This is a genomic window from Paracoccus nototheniae (genome assembly GCF_004335005.1).
GTDB classification, from domain to species: domain Bacteria; phylum Pseudomonadota; class Alphaproteobacteria; order Rhodobacterales; family Rhodobacteraceae; genus Paracoccus; species Paracoccus nototheniae.
Genome location: NZ_RQRT01000003.1, coordinates 66,682 through 92,193 on the forward strand (window position 1 = coordinate 66,682; position 25,512 = coordinate 92,193).

General features: G+C 65.1%; 24 protein-coding genes and 1 tRNA gene. 13 read left to right on the forward strand and 12 right to left on the reverse strand.

Translation table 11 applies throughout. The annotated features are described in order from the left end of the window. Positions 1–186 precede the first annotated feature (186 nt). Together EG885_RS02315 and EG885_RS02320 are read left to right on the forward strand one after the other, a co-directional pair. Entirely contained in the window at positions 187–381 is a 195-nt protein-coding gene (locus EG885_RS02315; protein ID WP_131572862.1) for a hypothetical protein, read from the forward strand. A 324-nt stretch (positions 382–705) separates the two neighbouring features. Then, positions 706–963 carry a hypothetical protein gene (locus tag EG885_RS02320; RefSeq protein ID WP_131572863.1) on the forward strand — a complete coding sequence of 86 codons (258 nt, stop codon included), beginning with the start codon at positions 706–708 and terminating at the stop codon, positions 961–963. On the opposite strand, the gene EG885_RS02325 is transcribed toward EG885_RS02320, so the two are convergent. The 5 genes from EG885_RS02325 to EG885_RS02345 all read right to left on the reverse strand — a co-directional run bounded on the left by EG885_RS02325 (position 960) and on the right by EG885_RS02345 (position 7,382). Next, positions 960–2,711, reverse strand: a complete 1,752-nt coding sequence (locus tag EG885_RS02325) for a phage terminase large subunit family protein (RefSeq protein ID WP_131572864.1) — start codon at positions 2,709–2,711, stop codon at positions 960–962. The two genes, EG885_RS02320 and EG885_RS02325, sit on opposite strands and share 4 nt — an antisense overlap. After that, complete coding sequence (locus tag EG885_RS02330; protein WP_131572865.1) at positions 2,701–3,291, reverse strand: terminase small subunit; 591 nt, start codon at positions 3,289–3,291, stop codon at positions 2,701–2,703. The genes EG885_RS02325 and EG885_RS02330 overlap by 11 nt, the downstream gene beginning before the upstream one ends. Before the next feature lie 363 nt (positions 3,292–3,654). Then, entirely contained in the window at positions 3,655–5,790 is a 2,136-nt protein-coding gene (locus tag EG885_RS02335; RefSeq protein ID WP_165571009.1) for a VapE domain-containing protein, read from the reverse strand. Between the two features lie 146 nt (positions 5,791–5,936). Further along, complete coding sequence (locus EG885_RS02340; RefSeq protein ID WP_131572867.1) at positions 5,937–7,142, reverse strand: tyrosine-type recombinase/integrase; 1,206 nt, start codon at positions 7,140–7,142, stop codon at positions 5,937–5,939. A 163-nt stretch (positions 7,143–7,305) separates the two neighbouring features. Beyond that, positions 7,306–7,382, reverse strand: a tRNA-Ile gene (locus EG885_RS02345). Positions 7,383–7,489: 107 nt separating this feature from the next. Here EG885_RS02345 and purM point away from each other — a divergent pair. Both purM and purN read left to right on the forward strand, forming a co-directional pair. Then, positions 7,490–8,530 (forward strand): phosphoribosylformylglycinamidine cyclo-ligase, encoded by a 1,041-nt coding sequence (gene purM, locus EG885_RS02350; RefSeq protein ID WP_131572868.1) that lies wholly within the window; start codon positions 7,490–7,492, stop codon positions 8,528–8,530. After that, a complete protein-coding gene (purN, locus tag EG885_RS02355; RefSeq protein WP_131572869.1) occupies positions 8,527–9,120 on the forward strand; it encodes a phosphoribosylglycinamide formyltransferase in 594 nt (197 codons plus the stop codon). Before purM ends, purN begins: the two co-directional genes overlap by 4 nt. A gap of 9 nt (positions 9,121–9,129) precedes the next feature. Here the strand turns inward: purN and EG885_RS02360 are convergent, their stop codons facing one another. Continuing rightward, positions 9,130–9,735, reverse strand: coding sequence for a thiamine phosphate synthase (locus EG885_RS02360; RefSeq protein ID WP_131572870.1), 606 nt, complete (start codon positions 9,733–9,735; stop codon positions 9,130–9,132). A 69-nt stretch (positions 9,736–9,804) separates the two neighbouring features. Here EG885_RS02360 and EG885_RS02365 point away from each other — a divergent pair, with 69 nt between their 5' ends. From EG885_RS02365 to EG885_RS02375, 3 genes are read left to right on the forward strand one after another with little or no spacing between them, the layout of a single operon-like run. Then, entirely contained in the window at positions 9,805–10,533 is a 729-nt protein-coding gene (locus tag EG885_RS02365) for an RNA methyltransferase (RefSeq protein ID WP_131572871.1), read from the forward strand. Between the two features lie 37 nt (positions 10,534–10,570). Next, a complete protein-coding gene (gene ctaA / locus EG885_RS02370; RefSeq protein ID WP_131572872.1) occupies positions 10,571–11,719 on the forward strand; it encodes a heme A synthase in 1,149 nt (382 codons plus the stop codon). Continuing rightward, a complete protein-coding gene (locus EG885_RS02375; protein ID WP_131572873.1) occupies positions 11,716–13,188 on the forward strand; it encodes a carboxypeptidase M32 in 1,473 nt (490 codons plus the stop codon). Before ctaA ends, EG885_RS02375 begins: the two co-directional genes overlap by 4 nt. Positions 13,189–13,358: 170 nt before the next feature. Here the strand turns inward: EG885_RS02375 and preA are convergent, their stop codons facing one another. The 5 genes from preA to EG885_RS02400 all read right to left on the reverse strand — a co-directional run bounded on the left by preA (position 13,359) and on the right by EG885_RS02400 (position 18,522). Further along, positions 13,359–14,657 carry an NAD-dependent dihydropyrimidine dehydrogenase subunit PreA gene (gene preA / locus EG885_RS02380; protein ID WP_131572874.1) on the reverse strand — a complete coding sequence of 433 codons (1,299 nt, stop codon included), beginning with the start codon at positions 14,655–14,657 and terminating at the stop codon, positions 13,359–13,361. A gap of 10 nt (positions 14,658–14,667) precedes the next feature. After that, positions 14,668–16,038, reverse strand: coding sequence for an NAD(P)-dependent oxidoreductase (locus tag EG885_RS02385; RefSeq protein ID WP_131572875.1), 1,371 nt, complete (start codon positions 16,036–16,038; stop codon positions 14,668–14,670). A gap of 97 nt (positions 16,039–16,135) precedes the next feature. Next, positions 16,136–17,440 (reverse strand): sensor histidine kinase, encoded by a 1,305-nt coding sequence (locus tag EG885_RS02390; RefSeq protein ID WP_131572876.1) that lies wholly within the window; start codon positions 17,438–17,440, stop codon positions 16,136–16,138. Beyond that, a complete protein-coding gene (locus EG885_RS02395) occupies positions 17,437–18,096 on the reverse strand; it encodes a response regulator transcription factor (protein ID WP_131572877.1) in 660 nt (219 codons plus the stop codon). Before EG885_RS02395 ends, EG885_RS02390 begins: the two co-directional genes overlap by 4 nt. Positions 18,097–18,108: 12 nt before the next feature. Continuing rightward, entirely contained in the window at positions 18,109–18,522 is a 414-nt protein-coding gene (locus EG885_RS02400; protein WP_131572878.1) for a PepSY domain-containing protein, read from the reverse strand. Between the two features lie 137 nt (positions 18,523–18,659). Between EG885_RS02400 and EG885_RS02405 the strand changes: the two genes are divergently transcribed. The 5 genes from EG885_RS02405 (at position 18,660) to EG885_RS02425 (ending at position 23,769) form a co-directional block, all read left to right on the forward strand. Continuing rightward, the gene (locus EG885_RS02405; protein WP_131572879.1) at positions 18,660–19,628 is read left to right on the forward strand and encodes a hypothetical protein; all 969 of its coding nucleotides are present in this window, start codon (positions 18,660–18,662) and stop codon (positions 19,626–19,628) included. Between the two features lie 236 nt (positions 19,629–19,864). Further along, positions 19,865–20,983 (forward strand): extracellular solute-binding protein, encoded by a 1,119-nt coding sequence (locus EG885_RS02410; RefSeq protein ID WP_131572880.1) that lies wholly within the window; start codon positions 19,865–19,867, stop codon positions 20,981–20,983. 47 nt (positions 20,984–21,030) lie between these two features. Further along, positions 21,031–22,098 carry an ABC transporter ATP-binding protein gene (locus EG885_RS02415; RefSeq protein WP_131572881.1) on the forward strand — a complete coding sequence of 356 codons (1,068 nt, stop codon included), beginning with the start codon at positions 21,031–21,033 and terminating at the stop codon, positions 22,096–22,098. Then, positions 22,091–22,972, forward strand: coding sequence for an ABC transporter permease (locus EG885_RS02420; protein ID WP_131572882.1), 882 nt, complete (start codon positions 22,091–22,093; stop codon positions 22,970–22,972). Before EG885_RS02415 ends, EG885_RS02420 begins: the two co-directional genes overlap by 8 nt. After that, entirely contained in the window at positions 22,969–23,769 is an 801-nt protein-coding gene (locus EG885_RS02425; RefSeq protein ID WP_131572883.1) for an ABC transporter permease, read from the forward strand. Before EG885_RS02420 ends, EG885_RS02425 begins: the two co-directional genes overlap by 4 nt. On the opposite strand, the gene EG885_RS02430 is transcribed toward EG885_RS02425, so the two are convergent. Then, a complete protein-coding gene (locus EG885_RS02430) occupies positions 23,766–24,383 on the reverse strand; it encodes a nucleoside/nucleotide kinase family protein (RefSeq protein ID WP_131572884.1) in 618 nt (205 codons plus the stop codon). The two genes, EG885_RS02425 and EG885_RS02430, sit on opposite strands and share 4 nt — an antisense overlap. A 372-nt stretch (positions 24,384–24,755) precedes the next feature. Here EG885_RS02430 and EG885_RS02435 point away from each other — a divergent pair, with 372 nt between their 5' ends. After that, complete coding sequence (locus tag EG885_RS02435; RefSeq protein WP_207392182.1) at positions 24,756–25,454, forward strand: Crp/Fnr family transcriptional regulator; 699 nt, start codon at positions 24,756–24,758, stop codon at positions 25,452–25,454. Positions 25,455–25,512 lie beyond the last annotated feature (58 nt).

Sequence of the window (25,512 nt, forward strand, 5' to 3'; positions counted from 1 at the left end):
GCATCTGAAGACGCAGCAGGCCGGGCGCGGATCGGCCTGCTGCACACAAGAAGGCTCCAAGGGGGCTTCATCTCCCCCGCGCGGCGCGGTCGGTGACCGGGGTTCAGAGCCCGGGGCGCTGGCAAGGGGCGGCAGCTTTGTCATCGGCCTGCCGCCCCGATCATATTCAGCACCAAGGAATGCACCGTGTCGCCAGCTGAACAACGCTATGAGGTCGCCCAAATCTTCGCAGAATGCCGCGCCAAGGGCGTGCCGATGCACCTGGCCTGCTTTGCCGCGCTGCGCTGGTTCGAGATGCAGAGGATTGCCCCGCCGCATTCTATTCTCGATTGGCTGGGCGCGGTGCCTACGGAACATTGGCGCCCGACGCGGGTGCATTAACTGTCACGTTAAACGTGCATTGCACTTTATAATCAATCTGACGTTGAAGCGCGAAATACCGCATAGTGATTCTATCGAAACGAAAGGAATCGCTATGGAATGCAAAGTTCAGGACTGGTCGAAAGACTGGTCGAATCAGACCGCTCTCGGACGCATGGAGGCCGCCCACGATCTTGCGGCAGTACGGCAGACAGACAACATGCTACTGTTGATAAGAAAGATCCGCGCCGCTGCGGCGGACCCTGCTGGATTTGGGGTAGGGTATCTTTCTGCCTTGGCTCAAGCCGCTACGCGTTAATATTATTCAATTTATAGGAGATGCTCATGAAAATTTCATTCGAATTGAGTGGGACTGTCATTTTCGCAACGGAAATGGATTTTATTCCACCCATCGGCTACAAAGCCACATTTCGGACGATCACTTATAAAAAAGGGCTTTACGCTGGGTCTCTGATATCAGTTGACGTTGGCTCTATTGATTCGCCGAGCCTAGAATTTGAGGGCGATAAGCTTGTGGAAGTAATAATATCCGCGAATGGATATGAACTTCATGAGAAAGGCCCAAAGCCTCCCGAAGATTAACCCCCCAACCACTTGGACCTGATTACGCGCGGCGGTGCCTTCGGTGCTGCCGCGCTTGCCAATTCAGCCGCCCGCAGATCCACACGCTGCCCGATCAGCTGACGCACGGCAAGGGCGTAGACAGAGGCGTCTAGCGTCTCGGCACGTTTGCCCTTGATCCGTTCAAAGCGCGCTTCCGGTTTCCCCCTCACATACCGCACCACGCGCCGCTCACTGGCCAGCTGTTCGAAATAGATAGGCGCTAGGTCATCCGAGAAGCGCACACCCTGATTCCGACTGACCCGCGCAAAGAGCTGCGACTTGGCCGCATCGGAGCCCACAAGCCATAGGTGCTGATTGCCAGACTTGGCCAGCAGTGCACGGCTGAAGCCTGCGACCCCCTTGATGGGCACAACGCGACGGCCGAACCGGGGCTTACAGAAAGCCATCACGCTCTCCAAATGCCCGCCATCACCAGAGTCCACCGCGCAGGCATCGATGCGGATCGTGCCGCCGTTCGGGTGCGGCCACGTCTCACGCAGCAGCGAGTCCAGATCCTGCCAGACCGCTTCACCGTCAATCGGCCCAAAGATGCAGCGGTGATCGAGCATGAGCCAATCGTTTTCAGTGTGGCCCATCAAGACGATCTCGATCCGATCATCTTGGCAGTCGACGCCCGCCGTGATCCACAGCACCTCCGGCGGCAGGCGGTCCAACCCAAAGGCTTCGCGGCGGTTGAACAGCTCGTGCTCGTCCAGATCCTCGCCTTCGGTTTTCCACGGTTGGCCCAGGATGGTGTTGACGAACGGCTGCAGAGTCTCCGGACTGCGCTTGGCCTGCAGGAACTCGGCGGCTAGCTTGCCCCAGCGGGCATTGTGGTGCGGGCTGATCAGGCAGTTAATCCGGAAGCCCGCATGCCCTTTCACGTGGGGCGTCGTTGCCCGCCAGCGCCCGGACGCCACCATGGCGGGCTTGTGCCGTTCCTCGATTACGCAGCCGCAACCGGGGCAGGTCCATGCCGCCTTATCCGGTTCGCCATCAGGCCAGCTGATCTGAGCCCATTCGATCTCATGGAAGCCGCCGCACTCCGGGCAAAGCACCTCATAGATCCGCTGGTCGGACTCACCGTACATGCGGGTGATTGGGCCGAAGTCGAAAATTGGAGTTGAGCCCGCCAGGATCTTCCGGTCACGAAACGTCTGGGTCCGCATTTCGGCCAGCTTGATCGGATCGCCTTCCTGCGTCGACTCGTAGCCGTCGATCTCGTCCATGGCCAAGAATCGTGTCGTGTGCCTGCGCAGGTTGCGCGGGCTTTTCGCGGCCAGAAACTTCAGACTGCCGCCGGCAAAGCGACGCGCTAGCATCGTGCTGCGCCCGGCCTCGTCCGCATCATCCGACAGCAGCCCACGCAGGGCAGGCGATGCCTCGAACATGGACTCAAGCTCGACTGAATAGTCCCGTGCATCATCGGCCGTCGGCTGCAGTGCGATGATTGGTGCAGGCGAATTGGCCACGAAGCTGGCTATCGTTGCTGACAGCCATTGCGTGTATCCAATCCGCGCGCCTTTCATGATCGTCAGACGTTCGATTTCCGGATCTTCGATCGCATCGCACCATCCGCGCTGAAACGGCCAAAGGTCCATGCGTCCAGGAAGGGCCGAGGCGCTGGCAGGAATCCTGATGGTCGACTCGATCCATCTCGCCAGTGGGACATTGGGTGGCGGGCGTAGCGCCTGAAGCGCATTTTTGCGGACGATCTCAATCCCCATCTGCGAGGCCCTCCAGCGCCTTTTTGATCTCGCGATCTAGCGTGGCGATGTCGGTTGCAGTCAGGTGCGGAAGAGCGGCGCCGCAGCGGGACGGAACCGCTAGAAGCGCATTGCGGACGTCGCGCATCAGGTTCGACCATTCTCGGCTGACGGCTGCGACCTCGACCAGGTCACCTGACTCGCGCTTCACGCGGGTTTCTTCCTTATCCGCCTGTGCACGGGTCAGTCGTAACTTCTCGGCCCTCAGATCGTCGCCGCCATCCGGTGGGCGCCCAGCGCGCGCCGCGTGTTCCTGCAGCCGCGCGATATATGCCGCGGTCGATCTGCGGACATCCCAGCGGGCCCGGCCCGCCTTCACAAGCACGCCGTCGACCGTTTTCGTCCTGACCTGCGAGGTGGCCAAGTTGAGGAAGGCGGCGATCTCAGGTTGCGTCATGGCGCCGGGAATGGCGTTTCTGCTTTCTGTGCTGTTCGCTGGCAGGGCTTCCGGCCCTTCGATAGGTGCGAGGTGCGAGGCAGGGCTGTCGAGGCTCAGAAGGTCATCTAGCGAGTACGGGTCAGGCGATGGCGTAGGATGCATTTACTCGGCCCTTCATGTCTGAAAAATTCTGCAAACCGTCTTTCTTCGCGGTCAGCGTCCCCCGCGGCAGGCCGGCAGGGGGAAGGACCCATCGGGACGCATAGCCTGCGCGGTCGCCCGGCTGCGATGCGACAGGATCAATCTGTGACCCCTGTGACCCCTGTGACCCCAATTTGCCTATATTATGGATTCGACCCCTGCTGCTGGTGCCCAGTAGGCTGTGGGCTGCCACTGGCTGCTTATAGGTCTTCTTTAGATATTCAGGGGTCACAGGGGTCACACTATAGCTAAGACACTGTATAGAATTGGATAATAAGTGACCCCTCACACCGCTAGAGGGGGTCACCAAGGGGTCACGGGGGGTCACAGTTCGATCCTGTTGCATTGACGCACCCAGACCTTGCCATTGCGGCTGTGCTGCCTGATCCAGCCCCGATGCTTCAGGATGCGGGATATCCGTTGCAGATCGGCCTGCTTCTGCCGCTCTATGGGAACACCGATGCGGATAAGCAGGTCGCGCGCAGTGATCTTGTCCACCGGCTCGTCAAAGCCGTCCTGCCCATCGTCGCCGTCCAGATGGTCAGCAATGGCGCTTTCCCACGGGTCTTCCTCTCGCACCGACTCCTGTTCGGCCCATGCAAGACGTTCGGTCTCAGATGATAGGTGCCACCGCTCGCCAGCGGTGAACGCTGCCACTGCCTCGGCGAACAGCTGGTCGCGATCTCGGGCAAGTCCGATGGTGTCCAGCATGTCGCCGCATGTGACCGGCCAGAAGCGCCGGCCCCCGGTCATGTCGCGTAGGAATGCAGCCTCGTTCGTTGTGCCGATAAACACCGTCTGGCGCGGCACGATGTCTGCGCGGCGCGCGTAGGGTGCACGGATCTCATCGTCGCCCCGGGTCAGGAAGGATTTCAGGTCTTCCGCCTCGGCCTTTCTCGATGGGGCAAGCTCGGCCAGCTCCACGAGCCAATGTCCGCGGAGATATAGACCCGCCTCTTTCGCGCCCTCTCTGATCGACGGCATGTTGTCGCCAGTCCATTCGCCACCCACGATGCGGCAAGCCGTGCTCTTCCCGATGCCTTGGGGCCCAGCAAGCACAAGCACGTGGTCATGCTTGCAGCCGGGACGCATGACGCGGGCCACCATAGCGATCAGGAAGGCGCGGCCGACGGCGCGAACGTAGGGGGAGTCCGCCACGCCCAGATAGCGCGTCAGCCAGGTGTCCAATCGCATCTCACCATCATGGGCGAGCACGGCAAGCCAATCCTTGATCGGGTGAAACTGGTTCATCTGCGCGACTGCCCGCACGGCTTCTGCCGTCATGCCCCCGACGTTGTGCATCCCCGCTTGTTCGATCGCTACGCGGAACAAGGTCAGGTCAGACTCTTGGATCAGCCCGCCTTGCCACTCATCCCGCCCAGTCATGGCGTTGTGCCGAAGTCCGAAGCCTTTGGCGGCGTTCACCTGCTGGAGGTAGCAGATGGCATTATGCATCGTCGCCTTGGGCGCGCCAAATCCGGTAACCTGGATTGTCTTATCCTCGATGCCGTGACCGATCGCTGGCAGATCGTCAAAGTCGCTGGCATCAACTGCAAAAGGCAGGGCGATCGGCTTGGCCAGGCCATCTGACCAGCCATGTGCGAAGGTGCTGCGCGCCTCGCGATCAGACAGGCCACAAGTCAGCCCGGCCGCCACAAGCAGTTCCTCGGCCTGATCGCGCGTCAGGGCACCGTGAGCGCCGACACCACCCGCCCACATGCTGGCGTTGTTCAAAGCGCTTTGACGCGTACCTTCACCTGCGTCGGCCACCCTGGCAGCGTGCGCGTCCAGCTCGCCTCGGGCCCATTCCATGTGCGATGGCGAGGCCTCCCGCACCTCTACGGCCCCACGGTCTGGTTTAGCGGGCGGGGTGAGCGCCTGGGGCCACTCGGGCAGCACAGTGTCCCGGGTCAGGTCCAGCCCATGAACGACGTACCGCTTGCCGTCCTTTAGGCTGTCGGGGGCAATGACAAACCCGCCATTGTTCCGGACATCCAGCCCAGGGCCGATCTGGCCAACCGTCGCCTTCAGTCCCGGCTTATACTTGAGAAAGACATGCCAGCCGCCGCTGGGGGAACCGCTTCGGACGGGGCTCATGACGTGGATGTCCGGAAAGCCCAGCTGATTCAGGCTCGCCAAGCCGTCCTTTCCGTTCTTCACGTCGACATCCAGGACGCTAATGCCGTTCCGTTCGCCCGTGATAAGCGCGACCCGGGATTCCGGCCATTGGCGCCACCAACTGCGGATAGTGGTCGCGTCAGCCGTCGCGCGTGTCGGGAACGCGGCTATCGGCTTCCAGCCGTCGCCGTCGCCCCAGTCGCGGACAGGACATACAGCAAGCCCCCGCGATGCGAGGGATAGGGCAACATCCAGATTTGTTCGGAGGGGTGGAGTGATCGCAAGCAGATCGTCGAGATTATAAGGGTCTTGAACGGACCCCGATTGGAGAGTATCTTTCATTTGAACCTCTTGAAGCCGTCGGGTGTGCCGCCCGGCGGCTTCTTCTATTTCCAGATCATTCCAGAAATGAAGAAGCCGCATCAACCAGTATGGCGATGCGGCTAAGTTATTGCAAGATAAGATGAATTTCACTTAAACTGTGAAACTCAGCGCAGAAGTTCGTCCAAGTTATACGGGTCGTCGACCTTCAAAGCCTTGTCGAGAAAATCATTGAACCACGCCACCATGCGCACCCGCTCCGGCCAATACTCTGCATGGTTATAGCTGGCCCTGACGCCATTGCCCGGGACGTGGGCCAGCTGCCGTTCGATCGCGTCCCCTGACCACAGCCCGGACTCGTTTAGAACCGTCGATGCGAGAGACCGCATGCCGTGCACGGTGACGCGGCTGCGGTAGCCCATCCGGTAAAGAGCAAAGATATAGGTGTTCTGACTCTGGGGTTTGCCGCGCAGGCCCGGCACGATCCATGGGCTGCCGCCCGCGTGCTGCTTCAGTTCCTTTAGAATGGCTTGGGCTTGCGGGGGCAGGGGGATCATATGGTCGCGGGCCATCTTCATACGATCGCCGGGGATCCGCCAGACGTCGCCGCTGATCTCGTCCCAAGTGCCGAACCGCAATTCGTTCGTCCGCGTCATGGTGCGCATGATCAGTTCAAGCCCAAGGCGCGTCTGAGGTTCGCCGTCATAGGCCCGCAGCTTGGCCATGAACTCGCCCAGTTCGTTCTGCTTTATCGCGGCCATGTGCTTGACTCGAGGCGACGGCTTCAGGGCGCCGGTCAGGTCCGCGGCGGGATCGCGATCGGCGCGGCCGGTGGCAATGGCATAGCGCATCACCGCGCCAACAGACTGCCGCACGCGCTTGGCCACGTCGACTGCCCCGCGGTCTTCGATGGTCCGCAGCATCTTTAGGATCTTCTGGGCCGACAGCTCGCGGATCGGCTCATCGCCGAACGCCGGGTATACGTCACCCTTGAAGCGAGAAATAACGCGCAGCGCATGGGCGGGTGTCCATGCCGCTTCCTGTGCCTTCAGCCATTCGTCGGCCACCGTCCGGAAGGTGACGCCGGGGCCCTCTGTGGCCGGTGCCTCTAGCGCGGCTTTGTTGGCGCTGGGATCCAGCCCGCCGGCCAGAACTTCCCGTGCACGCTCTCGCATCGCCCGCGCCTGGGCAAGCCTGACAGCTGGGAAGACGCCCAATGCGAGTGTCTTCTGTTTCCCGCCAAATCGATAGCTCCAGCGCCAATATTTTGAGCCGTTGGGCTGAACCAGCAAGAAGAGTCCGCCCCCGTCCGACAGCTTGCGCGGCTTCGACTCGGCCTTCGCCGCGCGGCAGGCGACATCTGTAAGGGCCATCAGAATCTCCCGTTGGTATCTGGAGATTTCACTTTGATGGTATCTGCGTTGGTATCAAGCTGGATGATTGAGGACGCATGAGGACCAAGAAAAGCGGCTAGCATTGAAATTGCTGCGTTTTCCGTGTTCATGAGGACGTATGGGGATGCATGAAAAGGGGGGTTGGTAGGCCCGGCAGGACTTGAACCCGCAACCAAGGCGTTATGAGCGCCCTGCTCTGACCAGTTGAGCTACAGGCCCCCGCAGCGGGGATCTGCGTATCCTCAGCCCGCGCGCAGGTCAAGCTTGGGCGTTGCCCCGGGGGCGGGGTTCGGCTATCGGGGGGCCGACATCAGCCGGGGGCCGCCATGACGAAAAACGGGATCAGCTATCGCGACGCGGGCGTCGATATCGACGCGGGCAATGCGTTGGTCGAACGCATCAAGCCTGCCGCCGCCGCCACGGCGCGGCCGGGCGTCATGGATGCGCTTGGTGGCTTTGGGGCGCTGTTCGATCTGAAGGCGGCGGGCTATGACGATCCGGTGCTGGTCGCGGCCACCGACGGGGTGGGCACCAAGCTGCGCATCGGCATCGACACCGGCCATCTGGACGGGCTGGGACAGGATCTGGTCGCCATGTGCGTGAACGATCTGGTCTGCCAAGGGGCCGAACCCCTTTTCTTTCTTGATTATTTCGCCACTGGCAAGCTGTCGGTTGATGAGGGCGCCCGCGTGGTCGAGGGGATCGCGCGCGGTTGTCAGGCCGCCGGTTGCGCCCTGATCGGCGGCGAGACGGCCGAGATGCCGGGCATGTATCATGACGGCGATTTCGATCTGGCGGGCTTTGCTGTCGGCGCGATGCAGCGCGGCACGGCGCTGCCTGCGGGCGTGATGGCGGGGGATGTCCTGCTGGGGCTGGCTTCGGACGGGGTGCATTCGAACGGCTATTCGCTGGTGCGCAAGGTCGCGGAACATGCCGGTCTGGCATGGGCCGACCCGGCGCCTTTCGCCAACACCACTCTGGGCGAGGCGCTGCTGACCCCCACGCGGCTGTACGTCAAACCCGCGCTGGCGGCGATCCGGGCGGGGGGCGTGCATGCGCTGGCCCATATCACCGGCGGCGGACTGACCGAGAACCTGCCCCGCGTCCTGCCCAAGGATCTGGGCGCCGATATCGACCTTGGCCGCTGGCCGCTGCCGCCGGTCTTCGGCTGGCTGGCCGATGCGGGTGGGATCGCGCAGGACGAGATGCTCAAGACCTTCAACAGCGGCATCGGCATGATCGTGGTCGTGGCCGCGGACCGGGCCGAGGCGCTGGCAGATCTGCTGGCCGGGCAGGGCGAGACCGTGCACCGGCTTGGCACGGTGACGGAAGGTGCGGGCATCCGCTATTCCGGCACGCTTGCGTGACACGGGTTGCCATACTGATCTCGGGCGGCGGATCGAACATGGTCCGGCTGGTTCAGGATATGACGGGCGATCATCCGGGGCGTGCGGTGCTGGTCGCCTCGAACGACCCGCAGGCGGGGGGGCTGGCGCGGGCGGCGGAAATGGGCGTGCCCACGGCGGCGGTCGATCACCGCAAGTTTCCCCGCGACCGCGCCGGGTTCGAGTCGGCGTTGCTGGAACCGCTGCTGGACGCGCGTCCCGACATCATCTGTCTGGCGGGCTTCATGCGCATCCTGACGCCGGATTTCGTGCAGCGGTTCGCGGGGCGGATGATCAATATCCACCCCTCGCTGCTGCCCGATTATCCGGGGCTTGATACCCATGCCCGCGCCATTGCGGCGGGGGATAAGCAAGCGGGCTGCACCGTGCATCTGGTCACGCCCGAACTGGATGCGGGACCGATGCTGGGTCAGGCGCGGGTGCCGATCATGCCCGGCGACGATGCGGCGGTGCTGGCGGCGCGGGTGCTGGTGCAGGAACATCGGCTGTATCCGGCCGTCCTGCGGCGATTTGCGGCAGGCGACCGGACGCCCGTGCTGCTTGAGCGGTGATGCCTTAGATCAACCCCACATCTGCACAAGTGCCGCGACCGGATCGTCCTGGGTCCAGATCTCGGCCCCCAGGGCGATGAAATCGGTCATGGGGGACAGCTGCGCGATCAGGTCGCGGGTGATCGCGCCCTCGGCCACGACCGGCACCTCGATCATCTCGGACCACCACTGGAACAGCTCCAGTTCGACCGGCTCGCCCTTGTACAGCGCGCTTTCGGTGATCGGGCCAAAGGACACGTAATCGGCCCCGTGTTCCGCCGCCGACAGCCCTTCATGGCGCGAGGCGCCACAAAACGCGCCGACAATCGCATCATCGCCCAGTTCCTTGCGGGCATAGCGCACGCTGCGGGCGCCATCGGTCAGATGCACGCCGTCCAGCCCGTGCCGCTGCGCCAGCTTGACGTGATCGTCGATCACCACGGCCACGTCGCGCGCATGCCCGATCTCGCGCGCCAGATCGGCCAGACGGCCCAGTTCGTCTTCCTCGGCACCGCCGCGAATGCGCAGGCAGGCAGGGGCAATCCGGTCCATCACCTCGGCCAGCAGCGGGCCAAGAGCCGAGGCCTGCGCCCCGGCGGGCGTCATCAGATACAATTGCGGCGCGTCGTCACTCATCGAATATCTCCTTCATGTCGCAGATAGCGCAGCTTGCCCGTCGCCGCCAGACGCACTAGATGCCGCATCATGCAAATCGAACGCTCTCCTGTCATCATTCTGGTCCGTCCGCAGATGGGCGAGAATATCGGTGCCGCCGCCCGCGCCATGCTGAATTTCGGCCTGACCGAAATGCGGCTGGTCGATCCCCGCGACGGCTGGCCCAACCCCAAGGCGGTGGCCATGGCCTCGGGCGCCGCGGCCCGGGTCTTGGATCACGCCCGCCTTTATCCGACGCTGGCCGAGGCGATGGAGGGCATCGAATACGCCTATGCCACCACCGCGCGGGGACGCGAGCTGACCAAGCCCGTCCTGACGCCCGAGGCGGCGATGGCCGGCGCCCGCGCGCGCGAAGGCCGCAGCGCGATCATCTTTGGCCCCGAACGCACGGGTCTGGAAAACGACGACATCGCGCGCGCCAGCGCCATCGTGACGGTGCCGGTGAACCCCGATTTCCCCTCGCTGAATCTGGCGCAGGCGGTGCTGCTGATGGGCTATGAATATGGCCGCGACATGCTGCCGCCCGAACCCGCGCCCCATCTGCGACGCGGCCCGGCCGAAACCCCCGCCGACCGCATCGAGATCGAGCGTTTGGGCGATCATTATGACGATCAGCTGACGCAGGCGGGGTTCTTTTTCCCCGAGACGAAGGCCGCATCGATGCGGCTGAACCTGCGCAACATGTGGTCGCGTCTGGCCCTGACGCAGGGCGATGTGCGCATTCTGCACGGCATCCTGCGCCAACTGACCCGCCGCTGACCGCCCCCCACCAATCGCCCCCAACAAGGAGAACGCGATGGCCAAGCGCCCTGTCTTTCAGGAAGTCTCGGACCCCTCAGCCAGCAGCCGCCCGGTCCAGACCACCGGCATGATCGACGCCGCGCCCAAAGGCGCGCGCCGGGCGATCCGGGTCTGGCTGATGGTGCTGTTCGCGATGGTGCTGGCGATGATCGTGGTGGGGGGCGCCACCCGACTGACCGGGTCGGGCCTGTCGATCACCGAATGGGCGCCGGTCACCGGCACCATCCCGCCCCTGAACGCCGCCGACTGGCAGCGCGAATTCGACGCCTATCGCCAGATCCCCCAATATATCGAGGTCAACCGGGGCATGTCCCTGTCAGAATTCCAGTATATTTACTACTGGGAATGGGGCCACCGCCTGCTGGGCCGCGCAGTCGGGCTGGTCTGGGCGCTTGGGTTCCTGTTCTTCTGGGCGACATCCCGCATTCCGGTCGGCTGGACCCCACGCCTGCTGGGTCTGGGCGCGCTTGGCGGGCTGCAGGGCGCGATCGGCTGGTGGATGGTCAGTTCCGGCCTGACCGAGGGGATGGTCCGCGTGGCCTCGTACCGGCTTGCCACGCATCTGGGCATCGCCTTCGTCATCCTCGGCCTGATCACCTGGTATGTGCTGCACCTGTCGCGGTCCGAGGCGCAGCTGATGCGCGCCCGCCGCGCGGGCGAGGCCAAGCTGTTTTCCATGTCCACCGGCCTGATGCATCTGACCTTTCTGCAGATCCTGCTGGGCGCGCTGGTCGCGGGCATCGACGCGGGCCGCACCTATACCGGCTGGCCCACCATGGGCGGGGAATGGATCCCCGCCGCCATCTGGGACGGCACTCTGGGCTGGCGCAACTTTTTTGAGAACCCGGCGCTGGTGCAGTTCATTCACCGCATGACCGGCTATCTGCTGGCCGCCTTTGCGATCGTGGTCTGGCTGCGCGCGCGCCGCTCGCCCCATCCGGTGACGCGCCGGGCCTTCACGCTGATGATCGCCGCCATGGCGGTGCAGATCACGCTTGGCATCGCCAATGTCCTGCATGCCTCGCCACTGCATCTGGCGCTGACGCATCAGCTGGGCGCGGTGATCCTGTTTGCAACCCTGCTGCGCGCGCGCCACCATGCCCGCTATCCCCATGAAACCTCGATCCGAGGAGTGATCCGATGACCGCACTGACCGACCTTCTGGCCTTTCAGCGCCAGACCGAAGCCCTGTCCTCGGTCGCCGAACGTCTTGGCTGGGATCAGGAAACGGTGATGCCGCGCGGCGCCACTGAACAGCGCGCCGAGGAGATGGGCGCCATGGAAGAGGTGCTGCACGAACGCCGCACCGATCCCCGCTTGGGCGAATGGCTGGACGCCGCCGATCCGCAGACCGATGCCGACCGCCGCGCCATCGATCTGATCGCCCGCGATTTCGCCCGCACCAGCCGGGTGCCCGCGCGTCTGGCATCCGAACTGGCGCGGCTGACCTCGCTGGCGCAGGGCATCTGGGGCGAGGCCCGCGCCAAGGACGCGCCCGAGGATTTCCTGCCGACCCTCGATCAGGTGCTGATGCTGAAGCGCGAAGAGGCCGCCGCCCTAGCCGATGGCGGCGATCTGTACGACGCGCTGCTGGAGGATTACGAACCCGGCATGACCGGCGCCCGGCTGGCCAGCCTGTTCGACGCCATGCGCCCGCGTCTGGTCACCCTGCGCGACGACGTGCTGGGCGCCGATCGTCAGCCGCAACCCCTGTCGGGGCATTTCCCGCAGGAAACCCAGCTGCGTCTGGCGCGCAGCTGCGCCACCGCCTTCGGCTATGACTGGACGCGCGGGCGGATGGATATGGCCGTGCATCCCTTCAGCTCGGGCCGCTGGCAGGACAGCCGGATCACCACGCGGGTGGTGGAAACCGATCCCTTCAACTGCATCTATTCCACGATCCACGAAGTCGGCCATTCCAGCTATGAACTGGGCATCGACCCCGATTACGCCTTCACCCCCCTGGGCCGGGGCGTCTCGATGGGTGTCCACGAAAGCCAGAGCCGGATCTTCGAGAATCAGATGGGCCGGGGCCGCGCCTTCACCGGCTGGCTGTTCGAACGCATGTCCGAGGCCTTCGACGGGTTGAACATCACCGATCCCGATGCCTTCTACGCCACCGTGAACCGGGTAACGCCCGGCTATATCCGCACCGAATCTGACGAGGTGCAGTACAACCTGCACATCATGCTGCGTTTCGATCTGGAGCGTGACCTGATCTCGGGCCGCCTCGACACGCGCGATCTGGTCGAGGCGTGGAACGCGCGCTTCCTCAAGGATTTCGATGTCGCGGTGGACCGCCCCGCCCATGGCCTGTTGCAGGACGTGCATTGGTCGGTGGGTCTGTTCGGTTATTTCCCGACCTATGCGCTTGGCAATGTTTATGCCGGCTGCCTCAATCAGGCGCTGCGCCGCGACGTTCCCGATCTGGACGAGGCACTGGCCCGGGGCGATGCCACCCCCGGCACCGAATGGCTGCGCGAAAACGTCCAGCGCCATGGCGGCCTGATGCCGCCCGCAGATGTCGTTGAGGCCGCCTCGGACAGCATCATCAGCCCCGAGCCGCTTCTGGATTACCTCGAGAAGAAATTTGGGCGCATCTACGCCTTGTAAGCCACGGATGGATATTTAAGCCAAGATGAAAGGCTGAGAGGTCTCGCGCCCCTCAGCCCTTCTTCTTCACGCAAATATCCCAGGGGGGTCGCCGGATGGTGCGCCACTGGTCCGAGGACCAGCCGGCGACGGGGCTGGCCCCCCGGCGTCGCGGGGCGCAAAGGCCTCGCCTATTCCGCCGCCTTTGCCATCGGGTTGTTCGGATGCTGGGTCCAGTTGGCATAGCCCGCGCGGGGCAGGCCGGTGCGTTTGTCGATCTCGCCCAGTTCCAGTTCGCGCATGGTGATGCAATCCTCGACCGGGCAGACATCGACGCAGAGATTGCAGGCCACGCATTCCTCCTCGATCACCTCGAAGATGCGGCCGGGCTTCATGGCGATCGCTTGGTGGCTGGTATCCTCGCAGGCGGCATAGCAGCGGCCGCAGCTGATGCAGGCATCCTGATCAATGACCGCCTTGGTGACATAGTTCAGGTTCAGCTGTTGCCAGTCGGTGACGTTCGGGGTGGCGCGCCCGATCAGGTCGGACAGCTCCATCTGGTGGCTGTCCAGATAATCGTGCAGCCCGGTGATCATCTCCTGCACCACCTTGAAGCCATAGGTCATCGCCGCCGTGCAGACCTGCACATTGCCCGCGCCAAGGGCCATGAATTCGGCGGCGTCGCGCCATGTGGTGATGCCGCCGATGCCGCTGATGGGCAGGCCCGCGGTTTCGGGATGGCGGGCGATCTCGGCCACCATGTTCAGCGCGATGGGTTTCACCGCCGGGCCGCAATAGCCGCCATGGCTGCCCTTGCCGTCGATGGTGGGCTGGGGGGCGAACAGGTCCAGATCGACCGAGGTGATCGAGTTGATGGTGTTGATCAGGCTGACAGCATCGGCGCCGCCGCGTTTCGCGGCCTCGGCGGGCTTTCGCACGTCGCTGATATTGGGCGTCAGCTTGACGATGCAGGGCATGCGCGAGTGCTTTTTCACCCAACGGGTGACCATCTCGATATATTCGGGCACCTGACCCACGGCCGATCCCATGCCGCGTTCGGCCATGCCGTGGGGGCAGCCAAAGTTCAGCTCGACCCCGTCGGCTTCGGTATCTTCGATCCGGGCCAGGATGTCGCGCCAGCTGTCCTCGTCGCAGGGCACCATCAGGCTGATGATCAGCGCCCGGTCGGGATAGTCGCGCTTGACCGACTTGATCTCGCGCAGGTTCACCTCCAGCGGGCGATCGGTGATCAGTTCGATATTGTTGATGCCCAGAACCCGCCGGTCGGCGCCATAGATGACGCCATAGCGCGGGCCGTTGACGTTGACGACGGGCGGGCCTTCCGAGCCCAGGGTCTTCCAGACCACACCGCCCCATCCGGCCTGAAAGGCGCGGCGGACGTTGTATTCCTTATCCGTCGGGGGGGCCGAGGCCAGCCAGAAGGGGTTGGGGGATTTGATGCCGATGAAGGTGCTGCGCAGATCTGCCATGGGTCTGTCCTCAGCCGGGGATTTCGGAGGGACGTCCGGTCAGCCGGGCGTCGATGTCTTCTGCCGCATCGCGGCCCTCGGCCACGGCGGTCACCGTCAGATCGTCACCGCCCGCTGCGCAATCGCCACCCGCCCAGACCCCGTCGAGGGTCGTGCGACCGGGGCCGCTGACGGCGATCTTGCCGCCCTCCAGCGTCAGAGCGTCCGGCGCGCCGTCCAGCCGCTGGCCGATGGCGCGGAAGACCTGATCGGCCCTGAGGCGGAACCGGTCCTCGGTCAGGACCAGCCCGTCGGGGCCGTCGGTGGTATAGGCGAACTCGACCTCGGTCACCGCGCCATTGCCATGGACCGCGACGGGGGCGGCGTTGCAGATGATCCGCACGCCGCTGGCGGTGGCGTGATCCTGTTCGTGGCGGCTGGCGCCCATCCGGTCCTGACCCCGGCGATAGACGATGCTGACGTTTTCCGCGCCCAGCAGCCGGGCCTGCACGGCGGCGTCCACCGCCGTCATGCCGCCGCCGATCACCACCACGTCGCGGCCCACCGGCAGGGTGCCCAGATCGGAGGCCTGACGAAGATCGCGGATGAAGCTGACCGCGTCCAGCACATGGCGGCGATCCTCTCCCTCGGCGCGCAGCGCGTTCACGCCGCCCAGACCCATGCCAAGGAACACCGCGTCATAATCCGCCTGCAGCGCAGCGATCGTGATGTCGCGGCCAAGGGCCTGATCGTGACGCAGAGTGATGCCGCCGATGCCCATCAGCCAGTCGACCTCGGCCTGCGCGAAACCGTCCACGGCCTTATAGCTGGCGATGCCGTATTCGTTCAGCCCGCCGGGTTTGGGTCGCGCCTCATAGATGGAGACCTCGTGGCCTTTGGCAGCCAGCCGGTGGGCTGCGGCCAGACCCGCGGGGCCGGCGCCCACGACAGCCACACGCTTGCCCGTGGGGGCGGCACGGCGGAAGGGATGCGCGTCCTGAGCCATCAGCCCGTCGGTGGCATAGCGTTGCAGGGCGCCGATCTCGACCGGCTGGCCCTCGGCCTCCATGCGGACGCAGGCGCCTTCGCACAGCTGTTCGGTGGGGCAGACGCGGGCGCACATGCCGCCCAGGATATTGGCGTGAAAGATGGTCATCGCCGCCGCATCGGGGGTGCCCGTAGCGATCTGGCGGATGAACAGCGGGATGTCGATAGAGGTCGGGCAGGCCGTGATGCAGGGCGCGTCATGGCAGAAATAGCAGCGGTCGGCGGCAACGCGCGCCTCGTGGCGGTCCAGCGGCGGGGCGACATCGACGAAATTCGCCGCCAGCTGGTCGGGGGTCAGTCGGCCCGGCACGACGCCAGAGGCCAATCGTGCGGGGTTCTGTATCGCTTGGGACATTTCCGTCTCCTGGCTCACCTGTTGGTCTTTTCAGGCTGGCACAGGTCCGGTTTTTTATCAAATGGTAAAATATCTGCCGGCAGGCTTTGCGGAAATTTCAGGCAGGCAGATCCAGCACCGCCGCCAGACCGCCCAGATCCGACCGTTCCAGACGCAATTCGCCGCCATGCAGGGCCGCCAGATCGGCGACGATGGCCAGCCCCAGCCCGGCACCGGGGGGCCCCAGCTCGTCCAGACGCGCGCCGCGGATCAGCGCGCGGGGGGCCTGTGTTTCGTCCAGCCCCGGCCCGTCATCCTCGATCCGCAGGACCAGATGACCGGGCGAGGGGGTCACGGTGACCGCCACACGCGAGCGGCCCCATTTCACGGCGTTTTCGGACAGGTTGCCGATCATCTCTTCCAGATCCTGACGTTCGCCGGGAAAGGCCGCGTCCGGGGGGCAGGTGACCTCGGTCCGCATGCCCTTGTCGGACAGGGGCCAGCGCAGGACCAGCAGGATGTCGTCGATCACCGGCGCCACGGGGGTTCGGCTGCCCAGAAGGCGCGGACCCGCCTGACGGGCACGGCGCAGATGCCAGCCGATCAGCCGGTCCATGCGGGTGATCAGCGCCTGACCGGCGTGATCGGCGGGCAGTTCGTTCGACAGGGCCGACAGGGGTGTCTTCAGCGAATGGGCCAGATTGCCCAGATGCTGGCGGGACCGGGCCAGCAGCGTGGCGTTCTGGTCCAGTGCGGCGTTGATCTCATCCGTCAGGGGGCGCAATTCGGTGACGTCGGGGCGCGCCAGCCGGTCGGCGCCGCCCGCCCGCACATGGGCCAGATCGGCGCGCAGCCGGTCCAGACTGCGCAGCCCGATGGTCACCTGCACCAGGCTGGCCACGGCCAGACCCAGCCCCAGAACCGCCAGCGCCACGGCCAGCGGACGGATGATTTGGGCCAGACTGGCCTCGATCTCGGATAATGGTGCCGTCACGGTGACGGCAAGGCGCGCATCGCTGTCGGGAATGGTCAGCTCGCGCCGCAGCACCCGCAGGCCTGCCCCGTCGGTGTCGCGGCCCATCGTTCCGGTCAGATCGCCGGCAGGCCCCGACAGCTGCCCGTCCAGCAGCGAATCCGACCGTGCCACTGCCGCCCCATCCGCCGTCACCTGCCAGTACCAGCCCGACAAGGGCAGGCTGAAGCGAACATCCAGCGGCGTGTCGTCCAGCTCGATCCGGGCATCGTCGTCATCGACCTCCAGCTGACCGATCAGGCTGTCGGCGATGGCCAGCGTCTCTGCATCGAAACGGTCGGTCACGAAGTCCTCGAGCAGGGCCGAGATCAGCAGGAACGCCGCCAGCAGCGCCGCCGACAGCCAGACCGCCGCCAGCAGCAGCAGGCGCCCCCGGATAGAGCGCGTCACGCGACCCTCAGAACGTAACCCTCGCCGCGCCGCGTCTCGATCACGCCGTCGCCGACCTTGCGGCGCAGGCGGCCGATGACGACCTCGATGGATTTGAAATCGCGGTCGGTCTCGGCCTCGTACAGATGGTCGGACAGCTCGGTCCGGCTGACCACGCGGTCCTGATGATGGATCAGATAGGTCAGGATGCGTGCCTCGAATGCCGTCAGCTTCAGCGCAATGCCGTCGCGGGTGATCACCCCCAGCTGGCCATCCAGCTGCAGCCGCCCCGCCGCGATCATCGGGCGCGCATGGCCCGCCGCGCGCCGGATCAGGGTCTGGGCGCGCAGGACGACCTCGTCCAGACGGAACGGCTTGACGGCGTAGTCGTCGGCGCCCGCCCGAAAGCCCGCCACCTTGTCGGTCCAGTCGCCGCGCGCCGTCAGGATCAGCACCGGCATGGCGATGCCCTGATCGCGCCAGCGGGTCAGCACCTCGATGCCGGGCAGGCCGGGCAGGCCCAGATCAAGGATCGCCACGTCATAGCTTTCGGTGGCGCCCAGAAATTCGCCTTGCGTCCCGTCCGAGGCCCGGTCGGTCACGAAACCGGCCTGGGTCATGGCCTGAGACAGCTGGTCGGCCAGCAGGGGGTCGTCTTCGACTATCAGCGCGCGCATGGGGTCTTTGTCCTAGGGGGTCTGGCGGGGCAACGCGGTGCCGGGCGGTTGCGGTTCGGCGCCGCGACGCGCCTGCAGCTGGCCGCGTCCCGCGACCTCCAGAAAGCGGCCGTTCTGCGCATCGACGCGGATGTTCAGGCGGTTGCGCTGCGGCGTCAGCAGGCGGAATTCATAGACCAGCTGGGCCCCCATCGCGCGTTCGCCGGGGGTCGGTGGCTTTGTCTCGGCCGCCAGCAGGCGACCGGCATAGCGGGCTGTGACCGCCTCGGCGATCTGGTGGAAGGGCATGGGGCGAAAGCTGGTCGCCCAAGGGTCGACCGCGTCCGCGGGCACGGGATCGGGCGGCACGGGCTGGCCACCCGCCGGGACGGCCAGAACGGCCAGCAGCGGGATCATCAGGACAGCAAGGGGGGGGCGGCGTGTCATGGGGTCATTATGGCGAAACGCACCCCAATGAAAACCAAATGCCGCATTGGCGTTTCGTTCGGGCGCCCTGGGTTAGATGTGATTCGTCGCGGGCCACCATCGATGGCCCAGCCAGAAGTTCTAAAGGAGTTACTCACATGACCATCAAGCATCTTGCCTCGACCGCCGCGCTGATCGCCGTTGTTGCGGGCGCGGCACCTGTCTTGGCCCAGACCGCCCCCCAGACCGAGGGCGTGACGCTGCCTGCGCTGCTGCAGGGGCTGGACCTCAGCCGCATCAGCTTTGAGACCAAGCGCGACGGCCAGCGCAAATACGAGGGCTATCTGCCCGACGGCACCGAGATCGAGGCCGAATACGACATGGCCGACAATCTGATCAAGGTCGAGGCCGATGACGGCATGCTGCCCGCATCCGTGGTGGACGCGGCCCTGCCGTCCGAGCTGCGCGACCATCCGGCCATGGCGATGTTTGCCAGCTTTGAAGAGATCAAGACCCATCCCCGCCATCTGGAAATCAAGGGTCGCAACGAGACGGGCGCCGAGGTCGAGGTCAAGTTCGGCCCCGATAACAGCCTGATCGAGATCGAGACCGACGACATGGCCATGCCGCAGCCGATGATCGACGCGATCCTGCCGCAGGCCGTGCGCAGCAACGAGATCATCGCCCAGTTCGGCATGATCGAGGAGATCAAGGCGGAATACGGCCGCTTCGAGGTCAAGGGCGAGGATGCGCAGGGCGAGGATATGCGCGCCCAGTTCGACGAGGCGGGCAATGTCCTGCGTTTTGCCCGCGACGGAGAGCGGGGCGGTCGCGAAGGCCGTGGCCCGCGCCATGAACGCGGCGATCACGATCGTGGTCCCCGTGGTGATGGTCCCCGTGACGGCGGTCCCCGTGCGGAAGGCCCCCGTGGCGACATGCCGGCACCCGCGCCGCAATTCGACACCGTGGCCGTCAACGAAAGCCTGACCGGGGCGGGCTATTCCGCCTTTGGCCTGCTGCGTCAGGACGGTCCGCGCGTCATGCTGGACGCCACCAATCCGCACGGCGAAACCGTCACGCTGGAACTGGATCCCGAGGGCGAGGTGCTGCGCGAAACCGCGCGCTGAACAATCGGGCAGTCTGCCCGGGGAAAGGGCCGTCCCGTCGGGGCGGCCCTTTTCGCATGCCGCCCCGCCGCATCCCCGCCGCGTGGCGTCCGGGCATGCCGCCAGAAAGATGCTTTGCGAAGCGGTCCGCGCGGTCTAGTCTTCGCCGCAAGTCAGCCCGCAGGCGCCGTCATGTCGTTGACATGCCAAGCGTTTAACGGGTGACGGCAGATGACATGAACAAGGAGGATCTTTCGATGACACGGATCGACCGACGCGGGCTGTTGCGCGGGGCTGCGGCCACTGCAGGCGTGACGCTGGCCTCGCCCTTTCTGGCGCGGCGCGCGATGGCGCAGGGTGCGGGCACGGTGAACATCTTTGCCTGGTCCGGCTATCTGAATGACGAGATTCTGGGCGCCTTTGCCGAGGCGACCGGCATCACCCCCAATTTCACCCCCTATGGCACCAATGACGAGCTGCTGAACCAGCTGCGCGCCAACAATGGGGCGGGATTCGATCTGATCTGGCCGACCGTGGACCGGGTGCCGAATTATGTCGAATTCGGCCTGATCCAGCCTTTGGACGAGGCCCGGATCGAGGTCGCCCGCGTCCTGCCAAGCGCATGGGAAAACTCGGTCAATCTGGGCGCCGTCGTGGATGGCGCGCGCTATCAGGTGCCGACGGACTGGGGCACCGAGGCGGTGGCCTTTGACACCGAACAGAACCCGCTGGAATACGGCACCGCGTCCTATGGCGACATCTGGGCCGAAGGCGCGCAGGCGACCGTGCGCGGCCATTCCTCGCTGATCGGGTTGGGCCTGTGGATGGAGGCCGAAGGCAAGCTGCCCCGCCCGCTGCTGGACGCCTTTACCTCGCCCGAGGCACAGTCCGAGGTGTTCGACGCGATTCTGGCCGAGGCCGTGGCCCGCAAGGCCGCGATCATCCAGTTCTGGAACAACGAGAACGAGGCGCAGGGTGCCTTCCGCGTGAACGGCGCGACGGTCGGTCAGACCTGGGATTCGACCGCCGCCGCACTGGCCGCCGAAGGTCTGCCGGTTGGTTTTGTCGCGCCCAAGGAAGGCGCGCTGGCCTGGATGGAGGGGCTGTCCATCCCCACGGGTGCCGAAAATCTCGATGGTGCCTATGAATTCATCAACTGGTTTCTGACCCCGGAAGCGGGCGCGATGTATACCAACGCGACCAAGATCAACTCGACCGCCGTGGGGTCCGACCAGCTGACCTCGGACGAGGCCAAGGCGTTCTTTGCCGCCGCCTATCCCGGCGATGCCCTTGAAAAGCTTTGGTGGTGGCCGATTCAGGAAAGCTGGTATATCACCAAGCGCAATGAATATCAGGACCGCTTCCTGTCGGCCTGATGACTTGGCGGGGCGCCCGAACAGGCGCCCCCTTTGCAGGAGAGACGATGTCCCATTCCGTGGAACTGGCCGGGATCGGCATGACCTTCGGCACCACCCGCGCCGTCAGCGACGTGACCTTTACGGTCGCGGCAGGTGAATTCTTTTCGATCCTCGGGCCGTCGGGCTGTGGCAAGACGACGATCCTGCGCATGATCGCGGGCTTTATCGAACCGACCGAGGGCAGCGTGCTGATCGGCGATCGCGACATGAAGGGGCTTGGCCCCAATCAGCGCCCGACCGCGATGATCTTTCAGTCGCTGGCGCTGTTTCCGCTGATGTCGGTGCGCGACAACATCGCCTTCGGACTGGAGGCGCGGGGCGTCAGCCGCGCCGAACGCCATGCCAAGGCCGATGATCTGCTGCGCCTGATCGCGCTGGAGGGGTATGGCGACCGGATGCCGGGCGAATTGTCGGGCGGTCAGCGCCAGCGCGTGGCCATCGCCCGCGCCCTCGCGGTCGAACCGGGCGTTCTGCTGCTGGACGAGCCGCTGTCGGCGCTGGATCTGAAGCTGCGCCAGCATATGCGGGCCGAACTGCGCGCCCTGCAGAAACGCACCGGCGTCACCTTCATCTATATCACCCATGACCAGTCCGAGGCTTTGGCCATGTCGGACCGCGTCGCCGTCATGTCGGCGGGGCTGCTGCAACAGGTGGCCACCCCGCGCGAGCTGTATGACAACCCCGCCACGCCTTTTGTGGCCCGCTTCGTGGGCGAGACGAACGCCCTGTCGGGCCGCATCGCCTCGGTGCAGAACGGCCATGCGCAGATCGAGACCGGGCTTGGCCCGCTGACAGGTCGCGCGGGGCAGGGCGCTCAACCCGGTGCGCAGGGCACCATCTATATCCGCCCCGAGGCGCTGATGCCCCAGGGCACCGGACCCAATCAGATCAGCGCCGATATCGACCGCGTCGATTTCGAGGGGTCTTTCGCGCTGGTCCATGGCCGGTTCGAGGGGGGCGAGGCGCTGGCCGCCTCGGTTCCCAGCACGCGATTGGCGGATGCGCCCGAGCCGGGCAGCCGGGCGGGCTTCAGCTTTGATCCCGCCCATGCGGTGGTGCTGGGCGATGGGTGATCTGAAAAACCGTTTCGGACCGGGGCTTTCGACTATCTTCCTTGCGCTGGTCGGGCTGTGGCTGGCGGGGATGGTGCTGGCGCCGAACCTGATGATGATCGATTACGCGCTGCGCCCGAACCTGCCGCCCTCGGCCATCGGCGGGCCGGACGACGGCTGGTCGCTGGCCAATATCCTGTATCTGGCGGGCGAGCCGACGCATCGGTCGATCTTTTTCAAGACCATCTGCGCCAGCGGGCTGGTGGCCGGGGTGACCTTTCTTGTCTGCTATCCCATCGCCTTCTGGCTGGCGCAGCGGGCGACCACGGGGCAGGCGGCGGTGGCGATGCTGCTGATCATCATCCCGTTTTTCATCAACGAGGTGCTGCGCACGCTGGCCTGGTTCATCATTCTGGCCTATCGCGGGCCGCTGAACAGCGTGCTGATGGATATCGGCCTGATCGGCGCCCCGATCCGCTGGCAGGGCGATGGCGGCGTGCTGGCGGCGATGGTCTATGCCTATATCCTGTTCATGCTGTTCCCAATCTACAACGCCATCGAATCGCTGGAAAAAGCCCAGGTCGAGGCGGCGCGCGACCTTGGCGCCTCGACATGGCGGATCCACACGCGGGTGGTCATTCCCCATGCGAAAGCCGGGATCGCGACGGGTTTCGTCTTTACCTTCATGCTGGCGGCGGGATCTTATGTCGCGCCCGCGCTGCTGGGCAGTCCCGGCAGCCGCTGGTTCACCGAGATCATCTATAACTGGTTCTTCGAGGGCGGCGACTGGAACCGGGGCGCGGCCTATGCGCTGGTGCTGCTGGTCCTGTGTCTGGCCGTCGTGCTGGCCACGCTGAAGCTGGCCCGGGTCAATCTGACGGATGTGGCGAAATGACGGCAGAGCGTATTTTCCGGGCGATGTTCGTCCTCTATCTGGCGGTCTTCGTGCTGTATCTGTTTCTGCCGATGATCATCATGGGGGCGGCGGCTTTCAACGAAAGCCGCTTTCCCACCGTGATCCCGTGGCAGGGCACGACGCTGGAATGGTTCCGCGCCATGTGGGCGGACGCGGCGATGTGGCAATCGCTGTGGACATCGGTGCTGATCGCGGTCGCGGTGGTGGTGATCGTGGTGCCGGTGGGCACGGCGGCCGCGCTGGTCCTGACCTCGCTGCATGCCCGCGCGCGCGGGGTGGCCTATGCGCTGATGGTGTCGCCCTTGCTGACGCCGGGGGTGGTGATCGGAATCTCGACGCTGATCCTGTGGCGGCAGCTGGGTGTCGGTGGCGGGGTGTTCCTGATCGTGCTGGCGCAATCGACCTTTATCATCAGCTATGTGATGCTGATGGTCATGGCCCGCCTGCAACGGTTCGACCGCACGCAGGAAGAGGCCGCGTTGGGCCTTGGCGCCTCTCGCGTGATGGTGTTCCGCCGGGTGCTGCTGCCGTTCCTGCGGCCCGCGCTGCTGGCCTCAGCTGGGCTGGCGGTGCTGCAATCGATCGAGAATTACAACACCACCCTGTTCGTGCGCGGGTTCGAGACGCCGCTGACCGTGTTCATCGCCACCAAAGTCCGCACCGGCCTGACCCCTGCGGTCAATGCGCTGGCCCTGATCATCATCGTGGCCACCGTGATCGGGGCGCTTGCGTTTGAGATCGCGCGCAGGCGCCGCGCGGCCAGCCCATCGGGCTAGCCGTTCGGCAGGATCAGGTCGGCGGCACGGCTTTCCGTCAGCACCAGGTCCAGATTGGGCAGATCGTTGCCCTGCAGCCTGGCGCGGGCCTCATCGGCGGGCAGGGCGCGCCAGCGGGCGGTCAGCCGCGCCTCCAGCACCGCGCGGGGCACGTCCAGCATCACCGTCAGCGCGAAATGGCCCGCCAGATCGCGCCAGCCGGGGCGATCCAGCAGCAGGTAATTCCCCTCGACCAGAATCAGCCTGGCCTGTGCGGGGATGGCGCGCGCGGCGGCGCGGCTGATTTCCAGATCGCGGTCGAAGACGGGGACCAGCACGTCGCGCCCGTCATCGCGCGCCAGCCGGTCCAGCATGACGGCGAACCCGTCCAGATCGAAGGTCTGCGGCGCGCCCTTGCGGGACAGCTCGCCCCGCGCGGCCAACAGCCCGTCATCCAGATGATAGCCGTCCATCGGCAGCAGGGCCGCGCCCGGCAGCTGATCCAGCAAGGCATCCGTCACATGGCTTTTGCCCGCGCCCGGCGGACCGGCCAGCGCCACCATCCGCCGCGCCCGGCCCTGTGTCATCTCCGTCAACCGCGCCACCAGGTGCGGCAGATCGATCCGTTCATGCATCGCAGATCCTCCTTGTCGGTATGTTCCATGTGCCTTGAAAACGGGCAAGAGCTGCGATCATGGAAAAATTCTGCACAAGTCCCTTTTACTGTCGCCTGCGTGACATTGTCGCAATTTGATCCGGCTTAAAACGAACGGGCGGGTCGAGGCTTTTTAAAAAGTGTTCTGTTTCCTAACGAAAACGCCTTCGACCCGCCGCCGGCGGCCCTGTTCCGCCTTGTTGGATAGCCGGGTAAAAACTTTGTGACGATCCTGTGATCGTGCTATGCTGGCTGCAGACCAAAGCAGCCGGGCGTCGCCGTTATGCATCCCACCTCTTCCGACATCCATTTTCGCAAAAAATGCCCCGAGGCATCGGATTGGCTGTCGGTGTTGACCGCAGTAAACCCGACGCTGATCGCAGGCATGGAGCGGGGGCAGATGCAGGCGTTGCTGGCCGAAGGGCGCGTCCTGAACCTGCCCCGCCCGCGCGAGGTTCTGCGACAGGGAGAGCCGGCGGATGGCGTGTATCTGATCCTGAAAGGCCGGATCGAGGTCAGCTTCATCGATGTGAACGGCAACCGGGTGCTGGCGCATCTGGCCGGTCCGGGCGAGGCGATGGGCGAGGTCGAACAGTTTTCCGGGCGGACCTGCGCGGCGACCTGCACCACGATGGCCAACACGACGGTGCTGATCGTCGATGCGGCGCTGTTGTTGCGCCATCTGGCCCCGGACCTGTTGCTGCGCAATATCGCCGACATCTTTCACGACCGCCTGACGCGCGACAACCGCCTGCAATCGCTGGCGATGTTCTATGGCGCCGAGGATCGGATTCGCATTCACCTGCTGTCCATGACCTCGATCGAGGCGCCCGATGTTCAGCTGAGCCAGACCGAGCTGGCGGGTTTTGCCGGATGTTCGCGCCAGACGGTGAACAAGACGCTGGCGCAATTGCGCGATGCGGGCATCGTGCAGATGGGACGCGGCGCGATCCGGGTGCTGGACCGGGTGCGGCTGGAAAACGCGCATTGCGGCAATGACAGGATCGTCCTTGATAACAGCATCTTCCGCATCCCCGAGGATCTGCGCTGACGCCGATGCCCGACCATGCCGAAAGCGTGACCGCAAGCCGTCGCGCGGGGGGCTGAGA